The sequence below is a fragment of the Cellulomonas sp. WB94 genome, from assembly GCF_003115775.1.
GTDB lineage: Bacteria > Actinomycetota > Actinomycetes > Actinomycetales > Cellulomonadaceae > Cellulomonas_A.
The window spans coordinates 37,518-63,797 of sequence record NZ_QEES01000002.1; the positions used below are offsets into that span (position 1 = coordinate 37,518).

At 72.9% G+C, this 26,280-nt stretch carries 22 protein-coding genes; 3 read left to right on the forward strand and 19 right to left on the reverse strand.

Annotation, left to right across the window (positions count from 1 at the left end; all coding sequences use genetic code 11):
• Positions 1-113 precede the first annotated feature (113 nt).
• From smc to DDP54_RS01335, 11 genes are all read right to left on the reverse strand, one after another.
• Complete coding sequence (smc, locus tag DDP54_RS01285; RefSeq protein WP_109130231.1) at positions 114-3,689, reverse strand: chromosome segregation protein SMC; 3,576 nt, start codon at positions 3,687-3,689, stop codon at positions 114-116.
• A 125-nt stretch (positions 3,690-3,814) separates the two neighbouring features.
• Positions 3,815-4,249, reverse strand: coding sequence for a nucleoside-diphosphate kinase (ndk, locus tag DDP54_RS01290; RefSeq protein WP_109132245.1), 435 nt, complete (start codon positions 4,247-4,249; stop codon positions 3,815-3,817).
• A 33-nt stretch (positions 4,250-4,282) separates the two neighbouring features.
• Positions 4,283-4,690: a DUF4233 domain-containing protein gene (locus tag DDP54_RS01295; protein ID WP_109130232.1), complete on the reverse strand. Its 408-nt coding sequence runs from the start codon at positions 4,688-4,690 to the stop codon at positions 4,283-4,285.
• Positions 4,687-6,390, reverse strand: a complete 1,704-nt coding sequence (locus tag DDP54_RS01300) for an MDR family MFS transporter (protein ID WP_109130233.1) — start codon at positions 6,388-6,390, stop codon at positions 4,687-4,689. The genes DDP54_RS01295 and DDP54_RS01300 overlap by 4 nt, the downstream gene beginning before the upstream one ends.
• A gap of 60 nt (positions 6,391-6,450) precedes the next feature.
• Positions 6,451-7,080, reverse strand: a complete 630-nt coding sequence (locus DDP54_RS01305; RefSeq protein ID WP_109130234.1) for a TetR/AcrR family transcriptional regulator — start codon at positions 7,078-7,080, stop codon at positions 6,451-6,453.
• A 57-nt stretch (positions 7,081-7,137) separates the two neighbouring features.
• A complete protein-coding gene (gene dhaM / locus DDP54_RS01310) occupies positions 7,138-7,869 on the reverse strand; it encodes a dihydroxyacetone kinase phosphoryl donor subunit DhaM (protein WP_242448152.1) in 732 nt (243 codons plus the stop codon).
• Positions 7,866-8,510 carry a dihydroxyacetone kinase subunit DhaL gene (gene dhaL, locus DDP54_RS01315; RefSeq protein ID WP_109132247.1) on the reverse strand — a complete coding sequence of 215 codons (645 nt, stop codon included), beginning with the start codon at positions 8,508-8,510 and terminating at the stop codon, positions 7,866-7,868. The genes dhaM and dhaL overlap by 4 nt, the downstream gene beginning before the upstream one ends.
• A 37-nt stretch (positions 8,511-8,547) precedes the next feature.
• On the reverse strand, positions 8,548-9,543 hold the full coding sequence (gene dhaK / locus DDP54_RS01320) for a dihydroxyacetone kinase subunit DhaK (protein ID WP_109130235.1): 996 nt from the start codon (positions 9,541-9,543) through the stop codon (positions 8,548-8,550).
• Between the two features lie 176 nt (positions 9,544-9,719).
• On the reverse strand, positions 9,720-11,111 hold the full coding sequence (locus tag DDP54_RS01325; RefSeq protein WP_109130236.1) for a folylpolyglutamate synthase/dihydrofolate synthase family protein: 1,392 nt from the start codon (positions 11,109-11,111) through the stop codon (positions 9,720-9,722).
• Entirely contained in the window at positions 11,108-14,341 is a 3,234-nt protein-coding gene (gene ileS, locus DDP54_RS01330; RefSeq protein ID WP_109130237.1) for an isoleucine--tRNA ligase, read from the reverse strand. The genes DDP54_RS01325 and ileS overlap by 4 nt, the downstream gene beginning before the upstream one ends.
• A gap of 181 nt (positions 14,342-14,522) precedes the next feature.
• Complete coding sequence (locus DDP54_RS01335; protein ID WP_109130238.1) at positions 14,523-15,125, reverse strand: phosphoribosyltransferase; 603 nt, start codon at positions 15,123-15,125, stop codon at positions 14,523-14,525.
• Between the two features lie 101 nt (positions 15,126-15,226).
• On the opposite strand from DDP54_RS01335, the gene DDP54_RS01340 reads away from it, so the two are divergent.
• Entirely contained in the window at positions 15,227-15,910 is a 684-nt protein-coding gene (locus DDP54_RS01340; RefSeq protein WP_109130239.1) for an HAD hydrolase-like protein, read from the forward strand.
• 34 nt (positions 15,911-15,944) lie between these two features.
• The gene (locus tag DDP54_RS01345) at positions 15,945-16,598 is read left to right on the forward strand and encodes a hypothetical protein (RefSeq protein WP_109130240.1); all 654 of its coding nucleotides are present in this window, start codon (positions 15,945-15,947) and stop codon (positions 16,596-16,598) included.
• Between the two features lie 32 nt (positions 16,599-16,630).
• Here DDP54_RS01345 and DDP54_RS01350 read toward each other — a convergent pair whose 3' ends face one another.
• Positions 16,631-17,422 (reverse strand): SDR family oxidoreductase, encoded by a 792-nt coding sequence (locus tag DDP54_RS01350; RefSeq protein WP_109130241.1) that lies wholly within the window; start codon positions 17,420-17,422, stop codon positions 16,631-16,633.
• Between the two features lie 147 nt (positions 17,423-17,569).
• Here DDP54_RS01350 and DDP54_RS01355 point away from each other — a divergent pair, with 147 nt between their 5' ends.
• Positions 17,570-19,210 (forward strand): tetratricopeptide repeat-containing diguanylate cyclase, encoded by a 1,641-nt coding sequence (locus tag DDP54_RS01355; RefSeq protein WP_109130242.1) that lies wholly within the window; start codon positions 17,570-17,572, stop codon positions 19,208-19,210.
• Positions 19,211-19,238: 28 nt separating this feature from the next.
• Here the strand turns inward: DDP54_RS01355 and DDP54_RS01360 are convergent, their stop codons facing one another.
• The 7 genes from DDP54_RS01360 to DDP54_RS01390 all read right to left on the reverse strand — a co-directional run bounded on the left by DDP54_RS01360 (position 19,239) and on the right by DDP54_RS01390 (position 26,272).
• Complete coding sequence (locus tag DDP54_RS01360; protein ID WP_109130243.1) at positions 19,239-20,009, reverse strand: SDR family oxidoreductase; 771 nt, start codon at positions 20,007-20,009, stop codon at positions 19,239-19,241.
• Complete coding sequence (locus DDP54_RS01365; protein ID WP_109130244.1) at positions 20,006-21,328, reverse strand: aspartate aminotransferase family protein; 1,323 nt, start codon at positions 21,326-21,328, stop codon at positions 20,006-20,008. Before DDP54_RS01365 ends, DDP54_RS01360 begins: the two co-directional genes overlap by 4 nt.
• A gap of 118 nt (positions 21,329-21,446) precedes the next feature.
• Positions 21,447-22,625: an ABC transporter substrate-binding protein gene (locus tag DDP54_RS01370; protein WP_109132248.1), complete on the reverse strand. Its 1,179-nt coding sequence runs from the start codon at positions 22,623-22,625 to the stop codon at positions 21,447-21,449.
• A 71-nt stretch (positions 22,626-22,696) separates the two neighbouring features.
• The gene (locus tag DDP54_RS01375; protein WP_109130245.1) at positions 22,697-23,464 is read right to left on the reverse strand and encodes an ABC transporter permease subunit; all 768 of its coding nucleotides are present in this window, start codon (positions 23,462-23,464) and stop codon (positions 22,697-22,699) included.
• The gene (locus tag DDP54_RS01380) at positions 23,461-24,351 is read right to left on the reverse strand and encodes an ABC transporter ATP-binding protein (RefSeq protein ID WP_109130246.1); all 891 of its coding nucleotides are present in this window, start codon (positions 24,349-24,351) and stop codon (positions 23,461-23,463) included. Before DDP54_RS01380 ends, DDP54_RS01375 begins: the two co-directional genes overlap by 4 nt.
• Positions 24,348-25,244: an ABC transporter permease subunit gene (locus tag DDP54_RS01385; protein WP_109130247.1), complete on the reverse strand. Its 897-nt coding sequence runs from the start codon at positions 25,242-25,244 to the stop codon at positions 24,348-24,350. Before DDP54_RS01385 ends, DDP54_RS01380 begins: the two co-directional genes overlap by 4 nt.
• Positions 25,241-26,272, reverse strand: a complete 1,032-nt coding sequence (locus DDP54_RS01390) for a TIGR03842 family LLM class F420-dependent oxidoreductase (RefSeq protein ID WP_109130248.1) — start codon at positions 26,270-26,272, stop codon at positions 25,241-25,243. The genes DDP54_RS01385 and DDP54_RS01390 overlap by 4 nt, the downstream gene beginning before the upstream one ends.
• Between the last annotated feature and the right edge of the window lie 8 nt (positions 26,273-26,280).

Consider the following 26,280-nt stretch of genomic DNA (forward strand, 5'->3'; position numbering starts at 1 on the left):
CGAGCCGGATCCGGGCCGACCGGCCGCGACCCGCGCGTCCCGCCCGAACCGCACACAACCTCCACACCGCCCCGTCCTGCGGTGCGCCCAGACCGGGCGCAATGCCCCAGGAGTCAGGCGGAGACGTCCTCGCGCATCCGCTGGCTGATGACCGTCGTGACCCCGTCGCCGCGCATCGTGACGCCGTAGAGCGCGTCGGCAATCTCCATCGTGCGCTTCTGGTGCGTCACGACGATCAGCTGGGAGTCCTCTTGAAGCTCCTTGAACAGCTCGAGGAGCCGCCCCAGGTTGGCGTCGTCGAGCGCCGCCTCGACCTCGTCCATGACGTAGAACGGGCTCGGCCGCGCCTTGAAGATCGCGACCAGCAGGGCGACGGCCGTGAGCGAGCGCTCACCGCCCGAGAGCAGCGAGAGCCGCTTGACCTTCTTGCCGGCCGGCCGCGCCTCGACCTCGATGCCGGTCGTCAGCATGTTGTCAGGATCCGTGAGGACGAGCCTGCCCTCGCCGCCGGGGAACAGCCGGGGGAAGACGACGTCGAAGGCCGCGGCGGTGTCACGGTAGGCGTCCGCGAAGACCTGCTCGACCCGCTCGTCGATCTCCCGGACGATCTCGAGCAGGTCGGTCCGTGTCTTCTTGAGGTCGGCCAGCTGGTCGACGAGGAACTTGTGCCGCTCCTCGAGCGCCGCGAACTCCTCGAGCGCGAGCGGGTTGACCCGGCCGAGCAGTGACAGCGCCCGCTCGGCGGACCGCAGCCGCTTCTCCTGCTGCTCGCGCACGTACGGGACCTCGGTCGGCGCGTCGGGGTCCACGTCGGCGTCCGGCAGGTGCACGACGGGCACCGAGCGGTGCGGACCGAACTCCTCCAGCAGCACCGTGAGGTCGAGGCCGAGGTCGTCGATGGCCCGGGTCTGGAGCTGCTCGATGCGCAGGAGCTGCTGCGCCCGCGCGACCTCGTCGCGGTGCGCGACGTCCGTCAGCTCGGCCAGCTCGCGCGCCCGGGTCTCGACCTCGGCGCGCACGCGCTGGAGCGTGCCCTCCCGCTCGGTCCGTGCTGCCTCGGCAGCCTCGCGCTCCGACGCAGCCAGTCGCAGCGAGTCCTCGAGGGCCGCCAACGAACGGTTCGCGCCCTCGCGCACCGCTGCCGCGAGGACGGCCTGGCGGACCCGCGCTCGCTCCCGCTGCGCCGCGCGCTCGCGCGCCACCTGCTCGGCCCGCGCGGCACGTTCGAGCGACTCCGCGCGCCCTGCCAGAGCCCGGGCGCGTTCCTCGCTCGTGCGCAGGGTCAGCCGGGCCTCTGTCTCCCGGGCACGCGCGGCAGCGGCCAGCTCGGCGAGGCGGTCACGCTCGAGTCCACCGCCCGCGATGGCTGCCTCGGTCTCGGCCGGCTCCGACTCGGCGGCGGCGAGCCGTTCGGTCAGCTCCGCGAGCTCGTCCGCACCGGCCGCGAGCGTCGCCGTCGCGGCGTCGAGCGAGGCCTGCACGCGCTCCGCCTCGGCCCGGGCTGCCCGCGCCGTCGCGCCGAGGTGCCCGAGCTGCTCGGCCACGGCGGCCAGGGCGGCGTCGGACTGGTTGAGCCGGTCGAGCGTGTCCTCGTACCGCCCGCGGGCGGCAGCCTCGGCCGCCTGGGCACCGGGGAGCTCGAACCTCGCGCGCTCGGCGCGAGCCGCCGCGTCGGCGGCGTCGGCGCGCGCGGCGTCGAGCGCGGACTGCAGGTGCAGCGCGCTCGGCGCGGTCGCGGAACCTCCCGAGGCCCGCCGCCGGGCGAGCACGTCACCCGTGCGCGTGACGACGGTGAGCTCGGGCCGGTCCACCACGAGCGCACGGGCCGTCGCGAGGTCATCGACGACGACGACGTCGCGCAGCAGCGCCTCGACGGCCGGCCGTACCGCCGGTGGAGCCTGCACGAGGTCGATCGCACGATCCGCCCCGGGGGGCACGACCAGCACGCCTGCCACGCCCTCGTCAGCCGTGCCGGCCCCGGCGATGACCAGGCTCGCGCGCCCCGAGTCGTCCGTGCGCAGCCGCCGGATCGCATCGACGGCGGCATCGACCGAGTCGACCGCGACCGCGTCAGCATGCAGCCCGAGCGCCGCGACGATCGCGTCCTCGTCGCGCGGTGTGACGCTGAGCAGGGCGGCGAGCGAGCCGATCGTGCCGGGCAGCCCGTCGGCGGCGAGCAGCGCGCCTGCGCCGTCCTTGCGCGTCAGGCTCAGCTCGAGGGTCTCGATCCGGGACGCGAGCGCTGCGCGGTCCTGCTCGGCCGTCGCGAGTGCGGCCTTGATCGCGGTGAGCTGCGCGGACGCCTGCTCGACCGCGTCGGCTGCCTGCTCGTGCTCCGCGTCGAGACCTTCCTCGCCCTCCTCGACCCCCGCGACCTGCGTCTCGAGCGCCGCGAACTCGGTGGTCGCGTCCTGGCCGCGGCGTTCGGCCGCCGCGAGCGACTCGCGCAGCCGACCGATCTCGGCCTCGGTGGCCTCGAGCCGGCTCCGGCGCGCGCCGACCTGGCCGGCGAGCCGGGCCACGCCCTCCCGGCGGTCGGCCGCGGAGCGCAGCGCGGTCGCGAGCTGCTTCTCGGCGGCGGCGGCGGCCTGCTCCGACTCCTGGCGCAGGACCACGGCGCCCTCGAGCGCCGCACGTGCGATCTCGACCTCCGCGGCCAGCTCGGCCTCCGCCGCGCGCACCCGCTCGGCCTGCGCGGCGAGGTCGGCCGGGTCCGAGCCACCGCTGCGTTCGGGAGCCGCGGTGCCGAGCAGGCGGACGCGCTCGCCGGCCAGCGTCGCGGTCCCACGCAGCCGCTCGCGCAGCGACGACAGCCGGTACCAGATCTCGCTCGCCTCGCTGAGCGCCGGCGCCGCCTCGGCGGCCTCACGCTCGAGGGCCGCGAGTCGTCCGCGCGAGTCCGTGAGCGTCGCCTCGACCTCGGCGCGCCGCACGAGTACCGCCGACTCGTCGGCGATCTCCTGCTCGAGCGTCGCCGACAGCTGGGCCAGGTCGTCAGCGAGGAGTCGGGCGCGCGCGTCGCGGAGGTCGGTCTGGACGACCTGGGCCTTGCGCGCCACCTGCGCCTGCCGGCCGAGCGGCCCGAGCTGACGCCGGATCTCGGCGGTGAGGTCGCCGAGCCGCAGCAGGTTCGCCTGCATCGCCTCGAGCTTGCGCAGCGCCTTGTCCTTGCGCTTGCGGTGCTTGAGGACGCCCGCGGCCTCCTCGATGAAGCCGCGGCGCTCCTCGGGCGTCGCACGCAGCACCGCGTCGAGCTGACCCTGGCCGACGATGACGTGCATCTCGCGGCCGAGGCCCGAGTCGGACAGCAGGTCCTGGATGTCGAGGAGGCGGCAGCCCTGGCCGTTGATCGCGTACTCGGACCCGCCGCTGCGGAACAGGGTCCTCGAGATCGTGACCTCGGTGTACTCGATCGGCAGGGCGCCGTCGGTGTTGTCGATCGTGAGGGAGACCTCGGCGCGACCCAGGGGTGCGCGGCCCGCGGTGCCGGCGAAGATGACGTCTTCCATCTTGCCGCCGCGGAGCGACTTGGCGCCCTGCTCGCCCATGACCCACGCGAGCGCGTCGACGACGTTGGACTTGCCCGAGCCGTTCGGGCCGACCACGCACGTGACGCCGGGTTCGAAGTGCAGCGTCGTCGCCGAGGCGAACGACTTGAACCCGCGCAGGGTCAGGGTCTTGAGGTGCACTCCCCAACCCTAGGTGCTCGGCGGGTGCCGTCCGCGGAGGGCGCGACCGAGCCGATCGGCGCCGCGGGCGAAATGCCCGGAGCGTCCCGGTGCAGGCGCCCGGCCGCGCCGGAGTCGCGGAGCTCTCAGAGGGACGGGAACCAGAGGGCGATCTCCCGGGCGGCCGACTCCGCGGAGTCCGAGCCGTGGACGAGGTTCTGGGTCACGGACAGTCCCCAGTCCCGGCCGAGGTCGCCTCGGATCGTGCCGGGGGCAGCAGTCGTCGGCTCGGTCGTGCCGGCCAGGACCCGGAAGCCCTCGATCACCCGGTGACCCTCGACCACCACGGCGAGCACCGGGCCCGAGCCCATGAACTCGACGAGCGGCGCGAAGAAGCCCTTGCCCGCGTGCTCGGCGTAGTGCTCGGCGAGGAGCGCGTCGTCGGCGGTGCGCAGCTCGGCCGCGACGAGCGTGTAGCCCTTGGCCTCCACGCGGCGCAGCACCTCGCCGGTGAGCCCGCGACGGACGGCGTCCGGCTTGACGAGGACAAGGGTGCGCTCGGTCTTCGGTGCATCGGTCATGGCGGTCACCCTAGCGGCCGAGCGGCCACGACCTCACGCGCTGACCTGACCGGGATGGGCGGCATCCCACTCGGCGCGCTCGCGGTCGATGCGCCCACCGAGCCGCAGCGCGACGACCCACATGATCACGAACACGGCGCCCACCACGGCCATCATCGGCATGACCACGCCGGCCGCGAGCACGAGAGCCTGCGCCACCGACCCGGCCACGTAGCCGCCGGGCCGCGTCACCGTCCGGGACAGCACCGCGAGCAGGACCATGAGCGCGCCACCGACCAGCCAGGCCGTGCCGGCGGAGAACTCCGTCTGCTTCGCCGTCGCCAGGCCGTACGCCGTGAGCGTCGCGAACAGCACCAGGACCGCCTCGAGCAGGAGGACCGAGGAGGCGAACTGGGGCCGCGCGGGTCGCTTGCGGCGCACGGCCGGCGCGGGGGTCGTCATCGCGTCAGGCTACCGGCGTCCTGCTCGTCCGACGGCCGCGAGGCGGACCCGCCGGACCCGTCGGCCGGCACGGCGACGCCCGCCACGACACCCTCGACGAGCCGTCCGTGGTCCGCGACCGCCTCGCCGCGCGCGACCATGCCGGCCACGTCGGAGAGCTTGACCTCACGCAGGAACAGCGTCAGCACGAAGGCGATCGCGACGAGCGGCACGAGGTACCAGAACGCCGGCGCGAGCGCGTCCGCATAGGCGCCGATGACCCCGGAGTGCAGGGGCTCCGGCATCGCCGCGACGATGGCCGGGGTGAGCGAGGCGCCACCCGACCCCGCACCGCTCGCGGCACCGGGCACGCTCGCGAACACGTCGGTGAGGCGGTCGGTGAGGCGCCCGGTGAAGATCGTCGAGAACAGTGCCACCCCGACGGCCGCGCCGATCTCGCGGAAGAAGTTGTTCGCGCTCGTCGCCGTGCCGATCTCGTGCGGGTCGACCGAGTTCTGCACCGCGAGCACGATCGTCTGCATCACGAGGCCGAGCCCGAGACCCAGCACGAAGATCATCGCGCTGAACAGCACCATCGACATGCCGCCCCGCAGCTGCGTGAGCCACATGAGGCCTCCGGTGGCGAGCGCCATGCCGACGATCGGGTACATCCGGTAGCGGCCCGTCTTCGTGATCGCGATGCCCGAGCCGATCGCGGTGAGCATGACGCCGGCCATCATCGGCAGCATGAGGAAGCCCGACCCGGTCACGCTCGCGCCGGTCGACATCTGCAGGAACGTCGGCAGGAACGCCAGCGCCGCGAACATGCCCATGCCGATGATCAGGCCGACCGACGTCGCGATGGCGAAGGTCGGGTTCTTGAACAGGTGCAGCGGCAGGAGCGGCTCGGCGGCGCGCTGCTCGACGAGCACGAAGGCCACCGCGGCGACGACGGTCCCCACCACGAGCCCGACGAGGCGTCCGTCAGTCCAGTCGTACGCGCGGGTGCCGCTGATGGACTGCCAGCTGGTCGTCAGGATGAGGCCCGACGTCGCGACGACGAGGAGCACGATGCCGGCGACGTCGATCTTCTTGCCCGAGCGGTGGCTGGGGAGCTTGAGCGTGAACCACGCGACGGCGAACGCCGCGATGCCGATCGGGATGTTGATCCAGAAGCACCAGCGCCAGTTCGCGTGCTCGGTGAACGCGCCGCCGAGCAGCGGCCCGATGACCGACGAGATGCCGAACAGCGCACCCATCGGACCCATGTACTTGCCGCGCTCCTTCGCCGACACGATGTCGGCGATGATCGCCTGGCTGAGGATCATGAGCCCGCCACCGCCGAGGCCCTGGATGCCCCGCCAGAGCACGAGCTCGCCGAGCGTGTTCGCGAAGCCGGCCCCGACGGACGCGAGAGTGAAGAGCCCGATCGCGACGAGGAACGGCCAGCGCCGACCCCACAGGTCGCCGAACTTGCCGTAGAGCGGCATGACGATCGCGATCGCCATGATGTAGGCGGTCACGACCCAGCCCTGGTGGGCGACCCCGTTGAGGTCACCGACGATCGTCGGCAGCGCGGTGCCCACGATCGACTGGTCGAGCGACGACATGAACATGCTCGCCATGAGGGCGCCGAAGATGAGCCAGACGGTGCGCTTGGTCAGCACGACAGGTGGCTTGTCGCTCGCGATGCCGGGCTGTGCGGAGACAGCGGTAGCCATGAGGTCCTCGTTCTTGGAGGTCGGTGGGTCGGTACGGGAAGGGCCGAGGTAGGGCACGCGTCAGGGCGCGCCAAGAAGGGACCGCAGGTCGCCGACGACGTCGGACAGGTGCGTGCGAGCGTCACCCGAACCGCCGGCGGCCTCCCAGCGCACGTACGTCATGTGGGTCAGGACCATGAGCAGCATGCCGACGAGGTCGCCGCCGGTCTCACCCGTCACGGCCAGCCGGCGCGTGACGAGCGCGTCGATGTCGTGACGGTGCTGCTCCATCCAGGTCAGGTGCCGCACGAGGAGCCGCGGTTCCTTGCGGGCGAGCTCGAACGCGGCGGCGATGCGCTCCTTGCCGAACGCGGGCTTGTCGAGCAGCTCCGTGACGACCACGAGCAGGTCCGCGGACAGGTTGCCGGTCGGCCCACCGGCCGCGAACGTGTCGGCGACCGCCGGGTCGAGCGTCCACGGGCCGATGCCGAGCACGGCGTCGTCCTTGGTCTCGAAGTAGTTGAAGAACGTGCGCGACGAGACGCCGACCTCGGCGCAGATGGCATCGACGGTGACGGCGTCGAGACCGCGCTCGGCGACGAGGCGATGGGTCGCGTCGATCAGCGCCTCGCGGCGGGCGAACTTCTTGCGTTCGCGCAGCCCAATCCCCGCGGGCGGGGCGGCGGCAGTCAGCACCCTCTCAGCTTGCATGAACGCAATATTACATGCGGTGCAAAGTTGCACCCACTGCACATCGTGAGACGAGGGTCACACCTCGCCGAAGCCGCCCTCGACCGCCTCGACGAGTGCGGCGAGCGCCTCGGCGCGCTGCGGCCCGCTCACCCGGACGTCCAGCTCGCGCCCGCCCGCCGCTCCCAGTGTCATCAGCTCGAGCACGCTCGCCGCATTCACCCCGTCGACCACCACGACCGCGTCGAAGCCCGCCATGAGCCGCGCGAGGATCGCCGCGGGCCGGGCATGCAGGCCGAGGCGGTTGCGTAGCGTCACCTTCCGGACGAGCCCGTCGCCCGCGGCGGGAGCCTCGACGGCGCGAGCATCGTCGGCCCCGGCGACCGAGGCCGACCTCGCGAACGTCGCCCCGGCGCTCTCGGCCGCCGCCAGCACCCCGGCCAGGTCGGCCCCGCCGTCGGCGGTCACGGCCGCAGCGACGGCACCCTCGACGAACGGCGCGTCGGCGATCCGGACCCGCGCCGCGACGTCGTCGTCGAGCAGGTCGAGCACCGACTCCGTGGTCAGGACGGCCGACCCGAGGTCAGTGAGCACGACCGCGCTGCGACCGTCCGCCGTGGCGGCGGTGACGGCGCTCTCGACAGCCTCGAAGCTCGTGCCGAGACCCCCCGACCCGTCGCCCCCCGCAGCCAGAAGCGTCACGCGGGGTGCCATCTGGGCGGCGAGCTCGACGGCGCCCTCGGCGAGCGCACGGGAGTGCGACACCAGCACGAGCGCCACGCTCACCTGGGGCGGGGCCGACGTGCTCACCCGTCGCGACCAGCCGCAGCGATCGCCGCCTCCCGCAGGATCAGCGCGCTCGACGTGGCGCCCGGGTCCTGATGGCCGATCGACCGCTCGCCGAGGTAGCTGGCACGGCCCTTCGTCGCCAGCAGCGGGATGGTCGCCACGGCACCGGCCTCGGCGGCCTCGGCGGCAGCCGCGAGCACGCCGGCGGGCTCCACCCCCGCCGTCGCGGCCGCGACGGCGGCGGCGACCGCCGGGGTCCACGCGTCGACCATCGTCTTCTCCCCCGGCGACGCCTTGCCGCGCACGACGATGCCCTCGAGCCCTGCCTCGAGCATCGCGACGACCCCCGCGCTGTCGAGCTCGGACAGCCCCGTCACCTTGGCTGCCCGCAGGTAGGCCGTCCCGTAGAGCGGACCGGCGGCACCGCCGACCGTCGACATGAGGGTCGTCGCGACGAGCCGCAGCACCTCACCGATGTCCGCCGGTGCCGCCTCGAGCGCGTCGAGCCGGGCCAGCACCGCGGTGAAGCCGCGCGCGAGGTTCTCGCCGTGGTCACCGTCACCGATCTGCCGGTCGAGCTCGATGAGCTCGTCCCGGTGCTCGAACACCGTGCGAGCCGAACCCCTGACCCACTCGGTCGCCCAGGTGACGTCGACCATCATGACCACGCTCCGCCCTGCGCCGCCGCACCGACCGCCGCTACCAGCGCAGCGCGGCCGTGTGCACCGGCGCGTCCCACAGGGCGGTCAGCTCGTCGTCCAGCCGGAGAACGGTCACCGAGACGCCCTGCATCTCCAGTGATGTCACATAGTTGCCGACGAGCGACCGGGTTACCTCGACCCCGCGCGCCTCGAGCAACCGGCGAGCCTGACGATAGACGACGTAGAGCTCCGAGGCGGGCGTACCGCCCATCCCGTTGACGAGCAGCAGCACCTTCTCGCCGCCCGCCAGCGCGAGGTCGTCGGCGACGGGGGTCAGGAGGAGCTCGGTGATCTCGTCGGCGCTCGCGAGCGGGATCCGCCGGCGTCCCGGCTCACCGTGGATGCCGATGCCGATCTCGATCTCGTCCTCGGGGAGGTCGAAGCTCGGCTTGCCGGCATGCGGGACCGTGCAGGCCGTCAGGGCGACGCCCATCGTCCGGACGCCTGCGATGACCCGTTCGGCGATCGCGGCGACCGCATCGAGGTCGTCGCCGCGCTCGGCCGCCGCGCCCGCGATCTTCTCCACCGCGACCGTCCCGGCCACCCCGCGCCGACCGGCCGTGTAGAGCGAGTCCTCGACCGCGACGTCGTCGTTGACGATCACGGATCGCACGGTCACACCATCGGCCTCCGCAAGCTCGGCCGCTGTCTCGAAGTTCAGCACGTCGCCGGTGTAGTTCTTCACGATCGCCAGCACACCCGCACCGCCGTCGGCCGCGGCGAACGCGGGCGCGATCTGGTCGGGGGTGGGCGAGGTGAAGACCGCGCCCGGGACCGCGGCGTCCAGCATCCCGACACCGACGAACCCGGCGTGCAGCGGCTCGTGCCCGCTGCCTCCGCCGCTGACCAGGCCGACCTTGCCCGGCGTCGCCCCGCCGGCACGGGCGACGTACGTGGGGTCGAGGTGCACGGCGACGACGTCGGCGTGCGCCAGGCCGAATCCCTCGACCGACTCGGAGACCACGGTCTGCGGGTCGTTGATGAGCTTCTTCATGACGGACTCCCGTCCGCACCGGCGGCCGGGGCCTTCGGTGCCCCGGCCGGAACCTGCCGGGTCGAGGTGGCGCAGCGGGGCATCAGCGCTGTCCTCACCTTCGCGGGGGTCTGGTGGCCGTCAAGGGGAAGTCGTGCGGCGGGTCTGCACGTTCGTGCAGGCAGGCCGCCTCGAGCTCACGGCCTGCCGAGCAGGATCCGCGCCTCGGCCACGAGCACGACCGACCCCGTCACGAGCACGCCAGAGCCGTAGTCCTCCTCGCTCTCGGCCCGCGCGACCGCGAGGTCGATCGCGGCATCGAGCCGCTCCTCGACGTGCACGCGGTCCTCGCCGAAGACGTCGATCGCGATCTCGGCGAGGTCGTGGACGTCCATCGAGCGCGGGCTCGACACGTGGGTGATGACGACCTCGGCCAGCAGCGGCTCGAGCCCCGCGAGGATGTTCTCCGGGTCCTTGTCGTTCAGGACGCCGACGACGCCGACGAGCCGCGTGAACTCGAACGCCTCCTCGACGGCCTCGACGAGCGCCGCGACGCCGGCCGGGTTGTGCGCCGCGTCGACCAGCACGGTCGGGCTCGTCCGGACGACCTCGAGCCGACCCGGGGAGTCGACGTCCGCGAAGGCCGCCCCCATGACGTCGCCGTCGAGCGCCGCGCCACCGTTCACGAGCGCCTCGACCGCAGCGAGCGCCGCGAGCGCGTTGTGCGCCTGGTGCTCGCCGTACAGGGGCAGGAACACGTCGGTGTACACCCCGCCCATGCCCCGCAGCGTCAGCAGCTGACCGCCGACCGCGATCTGCCGGTCGACGACCGCGAGGTCCACGCCGTCACGCACGACGCGGGCCCCGTGCTCGGCGGCGACCTGGAGCAGCACGCCCTCGACGTCGTCGTGCTGCGGCGCGAGCACCACCGTCGCACCGTCCTTGATGATCCCGGCCTTCTCGCCGGCGATCTCCACGAGCGTGTGCCCGAGGTAGCGCTCGTGGTCCAGCGCGATCGGCAGGATCACCGCGACGTCGCCGTCGGCCACGTTCGTCGCGTCCCAGCGACCGCCCATGCCGACCTCGAGCACCGCGACCTCGACGGGCGCGTCCGCGAACGCCGCGAAGGCCATCACGGTGAAGACCTCGAAGAAGCTCAGCCGGGACCCACCCTGCTCGAGCGAGCGGACGTCGACCATGTGCACGTACGGCGCGACGTCCTGCCACACCTCGACGAACCGCTCGTCGCTGATCGGTTCGCCGTCGATCGCGATCCGCTCGGTCACCCGCGTCAGGTGCGGGCTCGTGAACCGTCCCGTGCGGAGCCCGTGCTCGCGCAGCAGGCGCTCGACCATGCGGGACGTCGACGTCTTGCCGTTCGTGCCCGTGAGGTGCACGACCCGGAAGGCGCGCTGCGGGTCGCCGAGCAGCTCGCACACGGCGAGCACGCGGTCCAGCGTCGGGTCGATGTCGTTCTCGGGCGCGCGCTCGAGGATCGCGGCGTACACCTCGTCGGCGGCCGACCGCGCGGCGCGTGCTGCCTCGCGGCGGACGTTCTCCGCACCGCTGTCCCGGACTGACGCGTTCATGCCTTCTCCACTCGAACGGCGAGCTCGCGGGCGTCCGAGGCCGTGATGACGACGTCGGTCGCGAGCGTCTCGGTCGCGATGAACTCCTGGTGGGTGCGGACCGCCTCGACCTCGGCACTCGGCACCTCGAGCGTGAGGCGGATCCGGTCGCTGACCTGAAGGCCGGCGGCCTTGCGGGCGTCCTGCACGACGCGCACGGCGTCGCGCGCGTAGCCCTCGGCGCGCAGCGCGTCGTCGAGCACGAGGTCCAGGACGACGAACCCGCCCGACGGCAGGACCGCGGCCGCGAGCTCGACCGTGCCGGGCGCTCCGCTCGCTGCCTCGGCAACCGTCGCGAGCTCGTACTCCCCCGCCACCAGGGGGACGTCCCCGCCGGGCGTGTGCACCACGACGACCCCGTCCGCGTCCTGCGACCAGTCCCCCGCCTTGGCGGCCCGGATGGCGTCCTGGACCCCCCGGCCGAGGCGCGGGCCGGCGGCGCGCGCGTTGACGCTCAGCTGCGTCGTCACCCCGACATCCCCCGCGGCGGCGTCCTCGAGCGACAGGAGCGTGACCCGCTTGACGTTGAGCTCGGCAGCGACGAGGCCGACGAACGGCGTGATCTGCGCCGGGTCGGTCACCGCGACGCGCAGCTCACGCAGCGGCTGGCGCACGCGCAGGGAGTGCGCCTTGCGCAGCCCGAGCGTCGCCGAGACGATCTCGCGCGTGCGGTCGACCGCAGCCACGAGGTCGTCGTCGGCCACGAGCGCGGCGTCGTCCGGCGATCCCGGGGTCAGGTCGGGCCAGTCGGTGAGGTGCACGCTGCGACCGCCCGTGAGGCCGCGCCAGATCTCCTCGGACAGCAGCGGGGCGAGCGGGGCCATGAGGCGTGTGAGGGTCTCGAGCGCGGTCCACAGGGTGTTGAAGGCACCGGCCTCCTCCGCCCAGAACCGCTCGCGCGACGTCCGGACGTACCAGTTGGTCAGGACGTCGAGGTGCTCGCGGACGGACTCGCACGCGCCCGGCACGTCGTACGCGTCGAGCTGCGCGGTGACCCGCGTGACGAGGTCCCGGGTGCGGGCGAGCAGGTAGCGGTCCATGGTCGCGAGACCCGCGTGGTCCTCAGCGGTCACGCGCCGCGCCTCGAGACCCTCGCCGTCGTTCGCGGCGCCCGCGTAGAGCGCGAAGAAGTACCACGTGCTCCACAGCGGGAGCAGTACCTGACGCACCTCCGAACGGATGCCCTCCTCCGTGACGACGAGGTTGCCGCCGCGCAGGATCGGGCTCGCCATGAGGAACCAGCGCATCGCGTCCGAGCCGTCGCGGTCGAAGACCTCGTACACGTCCGGGTAGTTGCGCAGGGACTTGCTCATCTTGCGGCCGTCCGAGCCGAGCACGATGCCGTGGGACACCGACGTGCGGAACGCGGGCCGGTCGAAGAGGGCCGTGGCGAGCACGTGGAGCAGGTAGAACCAGCCGCGCGTCTGCCCGATGTACTCCGTGATGAAGTCGCCCGGGTAGTGGTTCGTGAACCAGTCGACGTTCTCGAACGGGTAGTGGACCTGGGCGTACGGCATCGAGCCCGAGTCGAACCACACGTCGAGGATGTCCGGGATGCGGCGCATCGTCGACCGGCCGGTCGGGTCGTCGGGGTTCGGCCGCGTCAGGTCGTCGATGAACGGGCGGTGCAGGTCCGTGACCGGCACCCCGAAGTCGGCCTCGAGCTCGGCGAGCGAGCCGTACACGTCGGTGCGCGGGTAGGCCGGGTCGTCGCTCGTCCACACGGGGATCGGCGTGCCCCAGTAGCGGTTCCGCGAGATCGACCAGTCGCGCGCGCCGGCGAGCCACTTGCCGAACTGCCCGTCCTGGATGTGCTCGGGCACCCAGGCGATCTCCTGGTTGAGCTCGACCATCCGGTCCCGGAACTGCGTCACGCGCACGAACCAGCTGGACACGGCCTTGTAGATCAGGGGGTTCCGGCAGCGCCAGCAGTGCGGGTAGGAGTGCTGGTAGGTCTCGTGGCGCAGGACGACGGCCCGGTGCGCCGCGTCGACGGCCGCGAGCGGCCCGGTGCCGGCCTTCAGGTCGGCGATGATCGGCGCGTTGGCGTCGAAGACGAGGAGTGCCTCGTAGTCGGGGACCTCGCTGGTGAACCGGCCCTTGGAGCTGATGGGCACGACCGGGGTGATGCCGGCGGCGTCGCACACCACCATGTCGTCCTCGCCGAACGCGGGCGCGAGGTGCACGATGCCCGTGCCGTCCTCGGTCGTCACGAAGTCCGCGACGAGCACCTGGTGGGCGTTCGGGCGACCGGCGAAGTACCCGAACGGTGGCGTGTACGAGCGCCCGGCCAGGTCGCGACCAATGAGCCGATCGACGACGGCGGGGTCCTCGCCGAGCTCCTTGGCGTAGGAGGCCAGTCGCGACTGCGCGAGCACGACGCGCTCCCCGGCCAGCAGGCCCTCGGTGGGCACGACGACGACGTAGTCGATCTCCGGGCCGACCGCGAGCGCGAGGTTGCTCGGGAGCGTCCAGGGCGTCGTCGTCCACAGCAGCGCGAGCTCGCCGGTCTCCAGGCGCACGCCGACCGTCAGGGCCGGGTCCTGGCGCGACTGGTACACGTCGTCGTCCATGCGCAGCTCGTGGTTCGACAACGGCGTCTCGTCGCGCCAGCAGTACGGCAGCACGCGGTAGCCCTCGTAGGCGAGGCCCTTGTCGTAGAGCTGCTTGAACGCCCAGATGACCGACTCCATGTAGGTCAGGTCGAGCGTCTTGTAGTCGTGGTCGAAGTCCACCCAGCGCGCCTGGCGCGTGACGTACTCCTCCCACTCCTTCGTGTACCGCAGGACCGACGTGCGGCAGGCGTCGTTGAACTCCGCGATGCCCATCTCGTCGATCTGCGACTTGTCGGTGATGCCGAGGATCCGCTCGGCCTCGAGCTCGGCCGGCAGCCCGTGGGTGTCCCAGCCGAAGCGGCGCTCGACCCGGCGGCCGCGCTGCGTCTGGTAGCGCCCGACGAGGTCCTTCGCGTAGCCCGTGAGCAGGTGGCCGTAGTGCGGCAGACCATTGGCGAACGGGGGGCCGTCATAGAAGACGAACTCGTTCGCACCCTCGTCGCCCGCAGGGCGCTGGTCGATCGACGCCTGGAACGTGCGGTCGGTGTCCCAGTACGCGAGCACCTCGTTCTCGAGGGCGGGCAGGTCGGGGCTGGCGGGGACGCCGTCGTTGTCACGGTGCAGCGGATAGGCCATCGGTCGGGCTCCAGGGGTCGGTCGGTCGTTCACTCGTCATCACCTGCACGAGGACGACGGCGCCCGGCTCGAACCGGACCACCACCGCGGTACCACCCCGCTTGCCGAACGCCGTCCCGGTGACCCGGTACCGCGCGCACGGCCGCTCCTTGACGGCTGTGACGGGCCTGCCCGTCCGGTTCTACTGGGCTCCCCCTGCGGAGAGCTGTTCTTCCGGAGGCTCTCCGGTGATGGCCGGGTCGACGCCTGTGCCGTTCATGCTAGCCGCTGCGCTCGCGGGTCGGTCGACCGGCGGCAGCGCGGACCACGGGAACGTGATCCACCGGTCGGTGCGTCGCCACACGTAGTCGGGCGTGACGATGGAGTGCGGCTTCGCGTAGAGCACGGCGGTCCGCGCCTCGGCGCAGTGCGACGCCATGAGCTCGCGGACGAGGGCCAAGGTCTCCCCCGTGTCCGCGACGTCGTCGACGATGAGTGCCCGCAGGCCGTGGAACGCGTCGGTGTCGAGCAGCGGCGGGAGGACGACGGGCCCCGGGAGCCGGGTGTCGATGCCCGTGTAGAACTCGACGTTGAGAGTGCCGACCGCCTTCGTTCCGAGCGCGTACGACAGCGCTCCGCCAGGCAGCAGCCCGCCGCGGGCCACGGCCACGACGATGTCCGGCTCGAACCCCGACGCGACGACGGCCCGGGCGAGAGCACGTGTCGCCTGCCCGAACAGCTCCCAGTCGAGGATCTCGCGGTCGTCGGGGAGCCGCTGTCCGGGTGCCGCCTCGGTCATCGCCATGCCCGCAGCGTATGCGCCGAGCGCCGGCGCGTCCGTGCCCGCACGTCCCGGTCGCGGTCCCCTGGTCCGGGGTAGTGAGCCCCGCACGGCACAATCATGGGGTGAATGCCGCCCCCACCGCCCTCGTCCTGCTCGACCTCGACGGGACGCTCATGGACTCCGCGCCCGGCATCGTGTCCTCCGCTGCCGAGGCGTACCGGACTCTCGGTCTGCCGGTGCCCGACGCGCCGACGCTGCGCTCGTTCGTCGGCCCGCCGATCACGGACTCCTTCCCCCGCCACGGCGTGCCCCCGGAACGGCTCCGCGAGATGGTGCGGGCCTACCGGACCGTCTTCGAGGCCGGCGGCATGTTCGACAACTCGGTGTTCGACGGCGTCCCGGACGCCCTGGCCCGGCTGCGCGCGGCGGGCTGCACGCTCGTCGTCGCCACGTCGAAGCCCGTCGTCTACGCGCGCCCGATCTGCGACCACTTCGGGCTGAGCGACCTGGTCGACGCCGTCTACGGGGCGCCGCTCGACGAGCACACCTCGACCAAGGCGATGGTCATCGCCGAGGCGCTCGCAGGGCTGGGGTTCGCGCCGGGGACGCCCGGCGCCCGCGCCGTCATGGTCGGCGACCGTGCGCACGACGTGCGGGGCGCGGCCGAGAACGACCTCGACTGCATCGGCGTCACGTGGGGGTACGCGGCCGACGGTGAGCTCGACCAGGCAGGCGCGGTCGCGGTGGTGGACGACCTCGACGCGCTCGTCGCCGAGGTGCTCGGGCGGGTCGGCGTCGCCGCGTGACGGCTGGCTGCGCGCGGCTCGCTAGGCTCACGACGTGAATCTCGTCGACGCCCTCGGATGGGCCGGATCCGCCCTGCTCGTCTACTCGGTGCTGCAGTCGCGCATGCTGCGGCTCCGCGTGCTCAACCTCGCGGCGTCCCTCGCGCTGGTGGCGTTCAACGCCATCATCGGCGTGTGGCCCATGGTCGCGATGAACGCCGCTCTGTGCCTGATCAACGGGTGGTTCGCCGTCTCGCTCGTCCGGCAGCGGAACCGCGGCAGCGCGTTCGACTGGGTCGGCGCCGGGCCTGACGACCCGTTCGTCCGCCGCTTCCTGACGCAGCACGGCGACGACGTCGCGGAGTTCTTCCCGGTGGCGCGCGACCTGCCCGCCGCGCTCGCGACGGTGAGCGCCGCAGACACGCTGTGCGCCCTCGTGCTGCACGGCGACGTCACGGTCGGCCTCGTCGTCGCGACAGCGGACGACAGCGCACCGGGCGGCACGTGGCGACTTCTCATCGACTACGTCATCCCGGGGTATCGCGACTACACCGCAGGATCCTTCATCTACTCCCCCGCCGGACCGTTCGCCGCCCGCGGCGCGGGCCGCGTGGTCGCGGGCCCCGAGCTGGCCCCGGTGCGCACGTACCTCGGGCACGCGGGCTTCGACCCGGCCGAGCGCGGATGGGCCCGCGCGCTGCAGGCCTGAGAACCCCTGCCGCCACCGTCTCCGGCGGCGCGTCAGGCGCGAGCGACCATCGTGTTCGACACCTGGGCACGCGGCCGGATCACGAGCAGGTCGACGTTGACGTGGTGCGGCCGCGACAGCACCCAGGCGATCGCGTCGGCGACGTCCTCGGCCACCAGCGGTCCACCGACGACCCCCTCGTAGACGGCGTCGGCCCGCGCCTGGTCGCCGCCGAACCTCGTCACGCTGAACTCGTCGGTGCGGACCATCCCCGGAGCGATCTCGAGGACGCGCACCGGCTCGCCGACGAGCTCGAGGCGAAGCGTCGTCGCGATCTGACGCTCCGCATGCTTCGCCGCGACGTAGCCACCGCCCCCCGGGTACGTGTCGTGCGCCGCGGTCGAGCTGAGCACCAGAACGTCGCCACGGCCGCTCGCGCGCAGGGCCGGGAGCAGTGCCTGGGTGACCCGCAGGGTGCCGAGCACGTTGATCTCGTACATCTGACGCCACTGGTCGAGCGAGCCGGTCGCGACGGGGTCCTGGCCGAAGGCGCCGCCCGCGTTGTTGACGAGCGCATGCACCGGTCCGCCCGCGACGACCTCGCGCGCCAGCCGTGCGACGTCGTCGTCGGACGTCAGGTCGGCAACGATCGCCTCCGCACCCGTCTCGGCCGCGAGCGCCGCCAGCCGGTCCGCGCGCCGCGCCACCGCCACGACCGCCCAGCCGTCGGCGCGCAGCCGTCGCACCGTCGCCGCGCCGATGCCCGACGACGCGCCGGTCACGACGGCTCGCAGCCCCGTGCCCGGGTCGCCGATGACTGTGGGTGTGCTGGCTGGTGTGCTCATGGGCCCGACCCTATGCGGACTGGGCGCGGCGGTGCACGGCGGTGCGATGTGCTCACGTCCGGCGCCCGCGCGCCGATGGGGGAATCACGCAGCAGCGACGATGCCGTCGCGCGCACGAGGACGAGAGAGGCCAGGACCATTTCGGCGGTGGACGAGCGACCTGCCGCGATCGACCGTCCCGGCACGCCGGACTGGGACCTGCTCGTGGACGAGCTCGAGCTGCTGAGCGAGACCGACCCGCACGCGTGCGTCGCCCGGTCGGTCGGCGCGCTCGAGCTGGCCCGCGCCCTCGACGACGAGGACGCCGAGATGCGGCTGTCGTGCCTAACGGCCTACGCCCATCACGTGCTCGCCGACGACGCGGCAGCACTGGCCGCTGCGGCCCGCACCGAGACCCTCGCCCGCGAGCGCGGCGACCTCGTGTGGCAGTCGCGGGCGGCCGTCTGCCGGGCCCTCGTCCACCACGAGATCGGCGACCTCGACACGGCGATCGACCTGTTGACGCAGGCGCTCGCACTGCGCCGTGCCGCCGGGGACGACGCCGGCACGGCTTCGGTCCTGAACAGCCTCGGCACCGTCTACACCGGCATGGCCCAGCTCGCACCCCAGGCGGCCCAGGTCCTCACGCAGGCCCGCCGGCTGTGGCTCGCAGCCGGTGACCCCGACCACGCGGCCATGGCGCTGACCAACCTGGCCATGACGTTCGTGGTCACCAGCCGCCGGCTCCAGCAGGAGAACCCCCGCGGCGCGCTGAGCGCCGTCCGGCACGCCCTGAAGATCGCGCGGCAGGCCGTCGACGAGGCCGATGCGACCGGCATGGGTCGCGTCGCGATCGACGCCCGGCTCGCCGTCGTCGGCGCCCACATGGTCGGCGGAGACCTCGAGGCCGCGGGCGAGGCGCTCGAGGCCACGCGCGTGATGCTGGCGCGCTTCCCCACGTCGCGCCAGCAGATCGCCCTTGCCGGCTTCCGTGGGCGCTGGCTGGTGCGCTCGGGACGGCTCGACGAGGCGGTCCTCGAGCTGTGCGACGGCCTCGACCGCTGCGAGGCGATCGGTCGCCCCGCCGAGCGCCTCGAGATGCTGGCTGCGCTCGTGGACGCGCACGAGGGTCGCGGCGACCTCGCGGCGGCGCTGCGCACGCTCCGCGAGCTGCACCTCGCGACCACCCAGCAGCACGAGCGCGCCGCGGACCGTCGCGCCGACCTGCTCAGCTCGCGCCTCGAGCTCGAGCGGATCGAGCAGAGCGCCGCGGCCGAACGTCGCCGCGCGGCGGCTCTCGAGGAGCACAACGCCCGGCTCGAGCACGACGCCACCCACGACGCTCTCACAGGTCTCGCGAACCGCCGCGCGCTGGACACCGCGCTCGCGGACTGGGTCGCCTCTCGCGCGGAGCGGTTCGCCTGCGCGCTCATCGACGTCGACCACTTCAAGCGCGTCAACGACCGCTGGTCGCACCAGGTCGGTAACCAGGTCCTGGCCCGGATCGGCGCCCTCCTGACCGGCACGCTTCGAGCGAGCGACCGTGCGGCCCGCTACGGGGGCGAAGAGTTCGTCCTGCTGCTCGACGGCGTCGACGCCCTGTCCGCGGCCGAGGTCTGCGAACGCCTCCGCGACACCGTCCGGGACCACTCGTGGCACGACCTGGTTCCGGGCGGCGGGATCACGGTGAGCATCGGGGTCGCCCAGCACCACGCCCACGAGACCGTGCCGGACCTGCTCGGGCGGGCGGACTCGGCCCTCTACCGGGCCAAGGCCGCCGGTCGGGACCGGGTCCGCTCCGCACCCTGAGACCGGGCCGCACCTGCGTGCGTGCGGCCTACGCTCGCCCGGCGGCCGCCGGTCGTCGGCCGATCTGGGTGTTCGAGACCTGGGCGCGCGGCCGGACGACGAGCGTGTCGATGTTCACGTGGTGCGGACGCGTGAGCGCGAAAGCGATGACGTCCGCGACGTCGTCGGCCACGAGCGGCTCGTAGCCCTCGTAGACCTTCGCGGCCCGCTCGGCGTCGCCGGCGAACCGGACGAGCGCGAACTCCTCCGTCGCGACGTTCCCCGGCGCGATGTCGATGACGCGCACCGGCTCCCCGATGAGCTCGAGGCGCAGCGTCGTCGTCAGCATCCGCTCGGCGTGCTTGACACCCGTGTACCCGGCGCCGCCCTCGTACGGGGCGATGCCGGCGGTCGAGGTCACCACGAGGACGTCGCCGCGACCGCTCGCGCGCAGCGCCGGCAGGAGCGCCTGCGTGACGCGCAGGGTGCCGAGCACGTTCGTCTCGTACATCGCGCGCCAGCCGTCGACGTCGGCCTGCTCGACCCGGTCGAGCCCGAGCGCGCCGCCGGCGTTGTTGACCAGCGACGTCAGCCCCCCGGTGTCGTCGATGAACGCCGCGAGCCGCGCGACGTCGTCGTCGGACGTCAGGTCGGCCGCGAACGCCTCAGCGCCGGTCTCGGCGGCCAGCGCCTCGAGACGGTCCGCGCGCCGCGCGACGGCCACGACGGCCCACCCGTCGGCGCGAAGCCGACGCACCGTGGCCGCGCCGATGCCGCTCGAGGCCCCGGTCACGACGGCGCGCAGCCGACCGGCGGTCACAGGGCACCGCCCACGACCGCGAGGGCCTCGTCGTAGATCGCGAGCGCCGTGCTCACCTGGTCGTCCGTGACGATGCACGGCGGCACGACGTGGATGCGGTTGTCCGCGAGGAACGGCAGCAGGCCGCGCGCCATGAGCTCGCTCTTGACCTGGGACATCGCGCGGGCCGGCAGCGGCGCGCGCGTCGAGCGGTCGCTCACGAGCTCGAGCGCCCAGAAGACTCCGCGCCCCCGCACCTCGCCGATGACCTCGTGCCGCTCGGCCAGCTCCGCCAGGCCCGGTCCGAGCACGTCCGCGCCGATCCGGGCGGCGTTCTCGACGACGTGCTCGTCCTCCATCGCACCGATGGTCGCGACGATCGCCGCCATCGCGAGCGGGTGCCCCGAGTAGGTCAGGCCGCCGGGGAACACGCGGTCGTCGAACGCCGCCGCGATCGGGTCGGAGATGATGACGCCGCCCGCCGGCACGTACCCGGAGTTGACGCCCTTCGCGAAGGTGATGAGGTCCGGGACGACGCCGTCGTGGTCGAACGCGAACCACTCCCCGGTCCGCCCGAACCCGGCCATCACCTCGTCGAGGATCAGCAGCACGCCGTACCGGTCGGCGATCGCCCGGACGCCCGCGAGGTACCCCGGCGGCGGGACCAGGACACCAGCCGTCCCGACGATCGTCTCGATGAGGATCGCCGCGACGGACGACGGCCCCTCGGACTGCAGGACGCGCTCGAGGTGGACGAGCGCGCGCTCGCACTCCTGCTCGGGCGTGGTCGCCCAGAACTCGCTGCGGTACAGGTACGGGCCGAACACATGGACGTGGCCGCGCGCGTACTCGTTCGGGATCCGCCGCCAGTCGCCCGTCGCGACGACGGCCGAGCCGGTGTTGCCGTGGTACGAGCGGTAGAACGAGATCACCTTGTCGCGGCCGGTCACCTGGCGCGCCATCCGGATCGCGTTCTCGTTGGCGTCCGCGCCGCCGTTCGTGAAGAAGACCTTGGAGAACCCGGCGGGCGCATGCGCGACGATCGCCGCGGCCGCCTGACCCCGCGGGAGCACCGCATGGCCCGGGGCCACGGTCGTCAGCACCTGGGCCTGCGCCGCGATCGCCGCGACGACCCGCGGGTGCTGGTGGCCGATGTTCGTGTTGACCAGCTGGCTCGAGAAGTCCAGCAGCGTGCGCCCGTCCGCCGTCTGGACCTCGCACCCTGCCGCGCCCGTGATGACGATGGGGTCGAGGGTGCGCTGGGCGGACCAGGAGTGGAACACGTGGGCGCGGTCGAGCTCGTGCGCGAGCCGTCCGGCGTCGTCGAGCGGTGCGGTCATGCCTCTCGCCTCTTTCTCGGGTGGTGCCCGGACCCGCCGGGGTCGACGCCGCTGCGGTGCGGCGGCGCCGACCCCGGTCAGGTGCCCGCGTGGTGCGGGTCCTGCGGTGCTGGCGTGGTCAGCTGCCGCCGGCCGCGAGGGTCACGGTGAGCGGCGCGAACGTCGTGCCCGTCACGTCGACCCCCTCGGCGGTGAGCTCCGCGAGCGCCTTCGTCACATACTCGTTGGTGTGCGCCTCGGCGTCCGGCTCCTTGGTGATGACACTCGCACCCTGGTCGTTCTTGGTCGTCAGGGCCACGTCGACCGTCTGCTTCCAGGCGGCCTCGTCGATCATGCCGATGCCGGCTTTGGACGGCCAGATGAGCTTGTTGACCTCGTTCGTCTGCCACAGCTGGTGGCTGTTGCCCAGCTGGGAGCCGGCGGCCACGACGGCGTCACGGGCGGCCTCCGGGTTGTCGCGGGCGTAGATCCAGCCCTCGAGGCTCGCCTTGATGAACTTCACGGTCGTGTCCTGGTACGCCTTGTCCGAGCTCAGCTTCTCGGTGTTCGCCCAGATGGCGTCCTGGAGCATCGCCGTGCCCTCGGTGTTCCAGTCGATCACCGAGAAGTCGGACGGCTGGTACAGCGCACCCGTCGCCGGGTTCGTGGCCTCGAGGACCTGGGCGAACTCGTTGTAGGTCATCGCCTGGGCCGCGTCGATCTCACCGGAGAGCAGCGCGTTCATGTCGAACTGCTGCTGGACGAGCGTCACGTCCGTGGCCGGGTCGAGCCCCGCCTTGGTCATGCCCGCGAACAGCTCGAACTCGTTGCCGTAGCCCCAGTTGCCGACCTTCTTGCCCTTGAGGTCGGCCGCCGTCGTGATGCCGCTGCCGGCGAGGGCGACCTGCAGGGTGCCCGATCGCTGGAAGATCTGCGCGACGTCGGTGATCCCGGCGCCCTGCTCGCGTGAGGCGAGCGCCTTGGGCACCCACGCGATCGCGTAGTCGACCGAGCCGTCGGCCAGGACGGTCTGCGGCACGATGTCCACGCCGCCCTCGACGATCGTCACGTCGAGGCCCTCGGCCTTGTAGAAGCCCTGCTCGAGGGCCGCGTAGTAGCCGGCGAACTGCGCCTGCGTGAACCACTGCAGCTGGAGCCTGACCGGGGTGAGCGCGGCTGTCGTCGCGGCCGCCGTCGCGCCGGCCGTCCCCGTGGCCGCCGACTCGGTCGCGCTGCTGCTGCTGCACCCGGTGAGAGCGAGCGCCGCGGCAACGCCGACGGCGGCTGCGCCCCATCCGGTACGCCTGGTGAGTCTCATCGTCATCCCTCTTCTCGGTGGGTGGTGATCGGCCGACCTGGCAGCACCGGCAGGCGGACGTGGGTGGAGGGTCAGCGACCCTGGCGGCGCGCGACGACGCGTTCGAGCGCGAGCGTCGCGAGGTAGAAGACGAGACCCAGGGCGATCGCCCCGAGCACGTAGGCCCAGGCCCGGGCATAGGCGCTGTTGGACGCGGCCGCGGTGATCCGCGACCCGAGACCGTTCTGCAGCCCGCCGAAGTACTCGGCGACGACCGCGGAGATGACGGCGGTCGACGAGGCGATGCGCAGTCCCGTGAACAGGAACGGCAGCGAGCCAGGGATCGTGAGCACGCGTGCCGTCTGACGGGGTGTCGCGGCGTAGGCGCGCAGGAGGTCGCGGTGCACCGGCTGGACCTCGCGCAGACCCCGCAGCATGTTGACGAACACGGGCACGAACACCACGACCGCGACGATCATGCGGCGCGGGGTCGTGGACGTCGTCCCGAACATCGTGTTGAGCGCGGGGGCGAGCGCGACGATCGGCATGACCGAGACGGCCGCGGCCGTCGGGGACATCAGCGCGTCGATCCACCGGGCGCGCGTCGCGGCGATCGCCGCTCCGATCGCCACGACGGTCCCGACGACGAGCCCGACGAGCACGTTGGAGCCGGTCGCCACAGCGGCGGTCCAGATCAGCGGTGCGAGCGCACCCGCCTGCGCGGCGATCGCCGTCGGGCTGGGCAGCAGGTACGGCTTGATGCCCGCGCCGACGACGAGCGCCTGCCAGCCGGCCAGCACGACCGACCCGAGGACGAGCGGCGGGAGCCAGGACCGGGCAGTGCGCGCGACGGCGGTCATCGGGCGTCCACGCCGCGCGGCATCGGGGTCGTCGCCGGTCCGTCCGCGGGGACCCGGTCGCCGTGGCCCTCGTGCAGGGCCTCGCGCACCGCGGTCACCGCGGCGAAGAACGAGGCGTCCTCGCGCAGCTCCTCGGAGCGCTCGGCGCCGCCGGTCAGGGTGATGGGCACGACCTGCCGGATGCGTCCCGGCCGCGGGGACATCACGACGACACGGTCGGAGAGGAAGACCGCCTCGGGGATCGAGTGCGTGACGAACACGACGGCGGCCTGGCTCTCCTGGCAGATCCGCACGAGCTCGGTCTGCATGCGCTCACGCGTCATCTCGTCGAGCGCCCCGAACGGCTCGTCCATGAGCAGCAGGCTCGGCTGCTCGGCGAGCGCGCGGGCGATCGCGACGCGCTGCTGCATGCCGCCGGACAGCTGGTGGGGGAAGTGCCCGGCGAAGTCGGCCAGCCCGACGAGCTCGAGCAGCTCGGCCGCCCGTGCCGCCCTGCCTGCGCGACCGACCCCGTGCAGCTCGAGCGGCAGCTCGATGTTGGCGCGCACGGTCCGCCACGGGAGCAGCCCTGCCTGCTGGAACGCGATGCCGTAGTCCTGGTTCTCGCGGGCGACACGCGGCGCCTTGCCGAAGATCGACAGCTCCCCGGACGTCGGGGCGTCCAGGTCGGCGACGAGGCGCAGGAGCGTGGACTTGCCGCACCCGGACGGACCGATGAGGGACACGAACTCCCCCGGCGCGATGGTCAGGGAGACGTTCTCGAGCGCGGTGACCTCACCCGCCCTCGTGCGGAACACCTTGCCGACGCCGCGCGCCTCCACGGCCGGGGTCAGGCCTGTCGGGCGTGGGGTGGCCGGCACCGTGCCGGTGGGGACCTGCGTGCTCATGAGACCTCCGCGATGCGGTAGCGGCCCAGCCCGAGGCCGAGCAGGGTGACGAGCCCGGCGGCGACGAGCCCCAGGGCCCCGGCCGCCACGATGGCGGCCCAGGGCTTCGCGGGGTCGCCGCTCGCCGCCTGGGCGTAGGCGATGATGAGGCGGCCGATGCCGCCCTTGGTGCCGGTCGACACCTCGGCGACGACGGCGCCGACGACGGCCGTGGCGGCGCCGAGCCGCAGCGCGGGCAGCACGTACGGGACGCTCGCCGGCAGCCGCAGCGACCTGAAAGTGCGCCAGGGGCTCGCGGCCTGCGCCCGGAACAGCTCGACGTGCGCCTGCTGCGGCGACTGGAGCCCGCGCAGGGCGCCGACCGCGACGGGGAAGAACGCGAGGTACGACGCGATCAGCGCGACCGACATCCAGCGCTCCCACACCAGGTCGCCGAGGTGGATCTTGCCGCCCCAGCCGACGACCAGCGGCGCGAGGGCGATGAGCGGGACCGTCTGGCTCAGGACGACCCAGGGGTAGACCGCAGACTCGGCGATCCGCGAGCCGTGCATGAGCACGGCGAGCGCGAACCCGCCCACGACCCCGGCGAGCCAGCCCGCGACCGAGACGCGCAGCGTGAACCAGCACGCCTGGAGCATCGCGACGCCGACGCTCGGGGAGCCGGCCGCCGAGCTCTCGGGCGTCGCCATCCGCGCGACGACGTCCCACACGTGCGGCATCGACCGGGCGTCGGCCCGTGGCAGCACGCTCGCGCCGAAGAGGTGGGCGCCGGTGTCGGGGCCGACGAGCTTGTAGAGCTCCCACAGCGCGCACGCGACGACGAGCGCGGCGACGCCGACTCCCCCGCGGCGCAGCGGTGCCACCCAGCGCGCCGGGCCCGGCCGCGTGGTCATGCGGTCGCCACGACGGTCTCGGCCATCGCCGGGATGACCCGCTCGCCGTAGGCCCGGAGCGTCTCCTCCTTGTTGTCGTGCTGGAGGTACCCCGCGAACTGCGTCACGCCCAGCTCGCGGAGCGCCTGCAGCTTCTCGACGTGCTCGCGCGGGCTTCCCAGCAGGCAGAACCGTTCGACGATCTCGTCGGGCACGAAGTCCGCGTGCGTGTTCCCCGCGCGGCCGTGCTGGTTGTAGTCGTAGCCCTGGCGGTCCTGGATGTAGGCGGTGAGCGCCTTCGGCACCGTCGAGCCCTCGCCGTACTTCGTGACGATGTCGGCGACGTGGTTGCCGACCATCCCGCCGAACCACCGGCACTGCTCGCGCATGTGGGCGCGCTCGGCGGGCGACTCCCCGTTGCCGACGTACATGGGCGCGGCGACGCAGAACTTCACCGCGTCGGGGTCCCGGCCGGCCTTCTCGGCCGCGTCGCGCACCGCCTTGATCATCCAGGCCGCGATGTCGGGGTCGGCGAGCTGCAGGATGAAGCCGTCCCCGACCTCACCCGTGAGCTTGAGCGCGAGCGGACCGTACGCCGCGACCCACACCTCGAGGGCGGACCCCTTGCTCCACGGGAAGCGCAGCGTGCGGTCGTTGACCGTGACCTCGCGGTCGTTCGCGAGCTCGCGGATGACGTGGATCGACTCGCGCAGGGTCGCGAGGTTCGACGGCCGCCCGTTGAGGGTACGGACCGCCGAGTCGCCGCGACCGATGCCGCACACCGTCCGGTTGCCGTACATCTCGTTGAGCGTCGCGAACAGCGAGGCGAGCACCGTCCAGTCCCGCGTCGCGGGGTTGGTGACCATGGGCCCGACCATGATCTTGCGGGTCGCGGCGAGGATCGCCGAGTAGATGACGAACGGCTCCTGCCACAGCAGGTGCGAGTCGAAGGTCCACACGTAGTCGAAGCCGTGCGTCTCGGCCTGGCGCGCCAGGTCGACCGTGCGCGAGGCGGGGGGGTTCGTCTGCAGGACGACGCCGAAGTCCATGATGTCTC

Coding starts and splice junctions, on each gene's coding strand:
- ndk (WP_109132245.1), bottom strand. CDS start 4,249: ATGACCGATGCACCGAAGACCGAGCGCACCCTTGTCCTCGTCAAGCCG.
- DDP54_RS01295 (WP_109130232.1), bottom strand. CDS start 4,690: ATGACGACCCCCGCGCCGGCCGTGCGCCGCAAGCGACCCGCGCGGCCC.
- DDP54_RS01300 (WP_109130233.1), bottom strand. CDS start 6,390: ATGGCTACCGCTGTCTCCGCACAGCCCGGCATCGCGAGCGACAAGCCA.
- DDP54_RS01305 (WP_109130234.1), bottom strand. CDS start 7,080: ATGCAAGCTGAGAGGGTGCTGACTGCCGCCGCCCCGCCCGCGGGGATT.
- dhaL (WP_109132247.1), bottom strand. CDS start 8,510: ATGATGGTCGACGTCACCTGGGCGACCGAGTGGGTCAGGGGTTCGGCT.
- dhaK (WP_109130235.1), bottom strand. CDS start 9,543: ATGAAGAAGCTCATCAACGACCCGCAGACCGTGGTCTCCGAGTCGGTC.
- DDP54_RS01325 (WP_109130236.1), bottom strand. CDS start 11,111: ATGAACGCGTCAGTCCGGGACAGCGGTGCGGAGAACGTCCGCCGCGAG.
- ileS (WP_109130237.1), bottom strand. CDS start 14,341: ATGGCCTATCCGCTGCACCGTGACAACGACGGCGTCCCCGCCAGCCCC.
- DDP54_RS01335 (WP_109130238.1), bottom strand. CDS start 15,125: ATGGCGATGACCGAGGCGGCACCCGGACAGCGGCTCCCCGACGACCGC.
- DDP54_RS01350 (WP_109130241.1), bottom strand. CDS start 17,422: ATGAGCACACCAGCCAGCACACCCACAGTCATCGGCGACCCGGGCACG.
- DDP54_RS01365 (WP_109130244.1), bottom strand. CDS start 21,328: ATGACCGCACCGCTCGACGACGCCGGACGGCTCGCGCACGAGCTCGAC.
- DDP54_RS01370 (WP_109132248.1), bottom strand. CDS start 22,625: ATGAGACTCACCAGGCGTACCGGATGGGGCGCAGCCGCCGTCGGCGTT.
- DDP54_RS01375 (WP_109130245.1), bottom strand. CDS start 23,464: ATGACCGCCGTCGCGCGCACTGCCCGGTCCTGGCTCCCGCCGCTCGTC.
- DDP54_RS01380 (WP_109130246.1), bottom strand. CDS start 24,351: ATGAGCACGCAGGTCCCCACCGGCACGGTGCCGGCCACCCCACGCCCG.
- DDP54_RS01385 (WP_109130247.1), bottom strand. CDS start 25,244: ATGACCACGCGGCCGGGCCCGGCGCGCTGGGTGGCACCGCTGCGCCGC.
- DDP54_RS01390 (WP_109130248.1), bottom strand. CDS start 26,272: ATGGACTTCGGCGTCGTCCTGCAGACGAACCCCCCCGCCTCGCGCACG.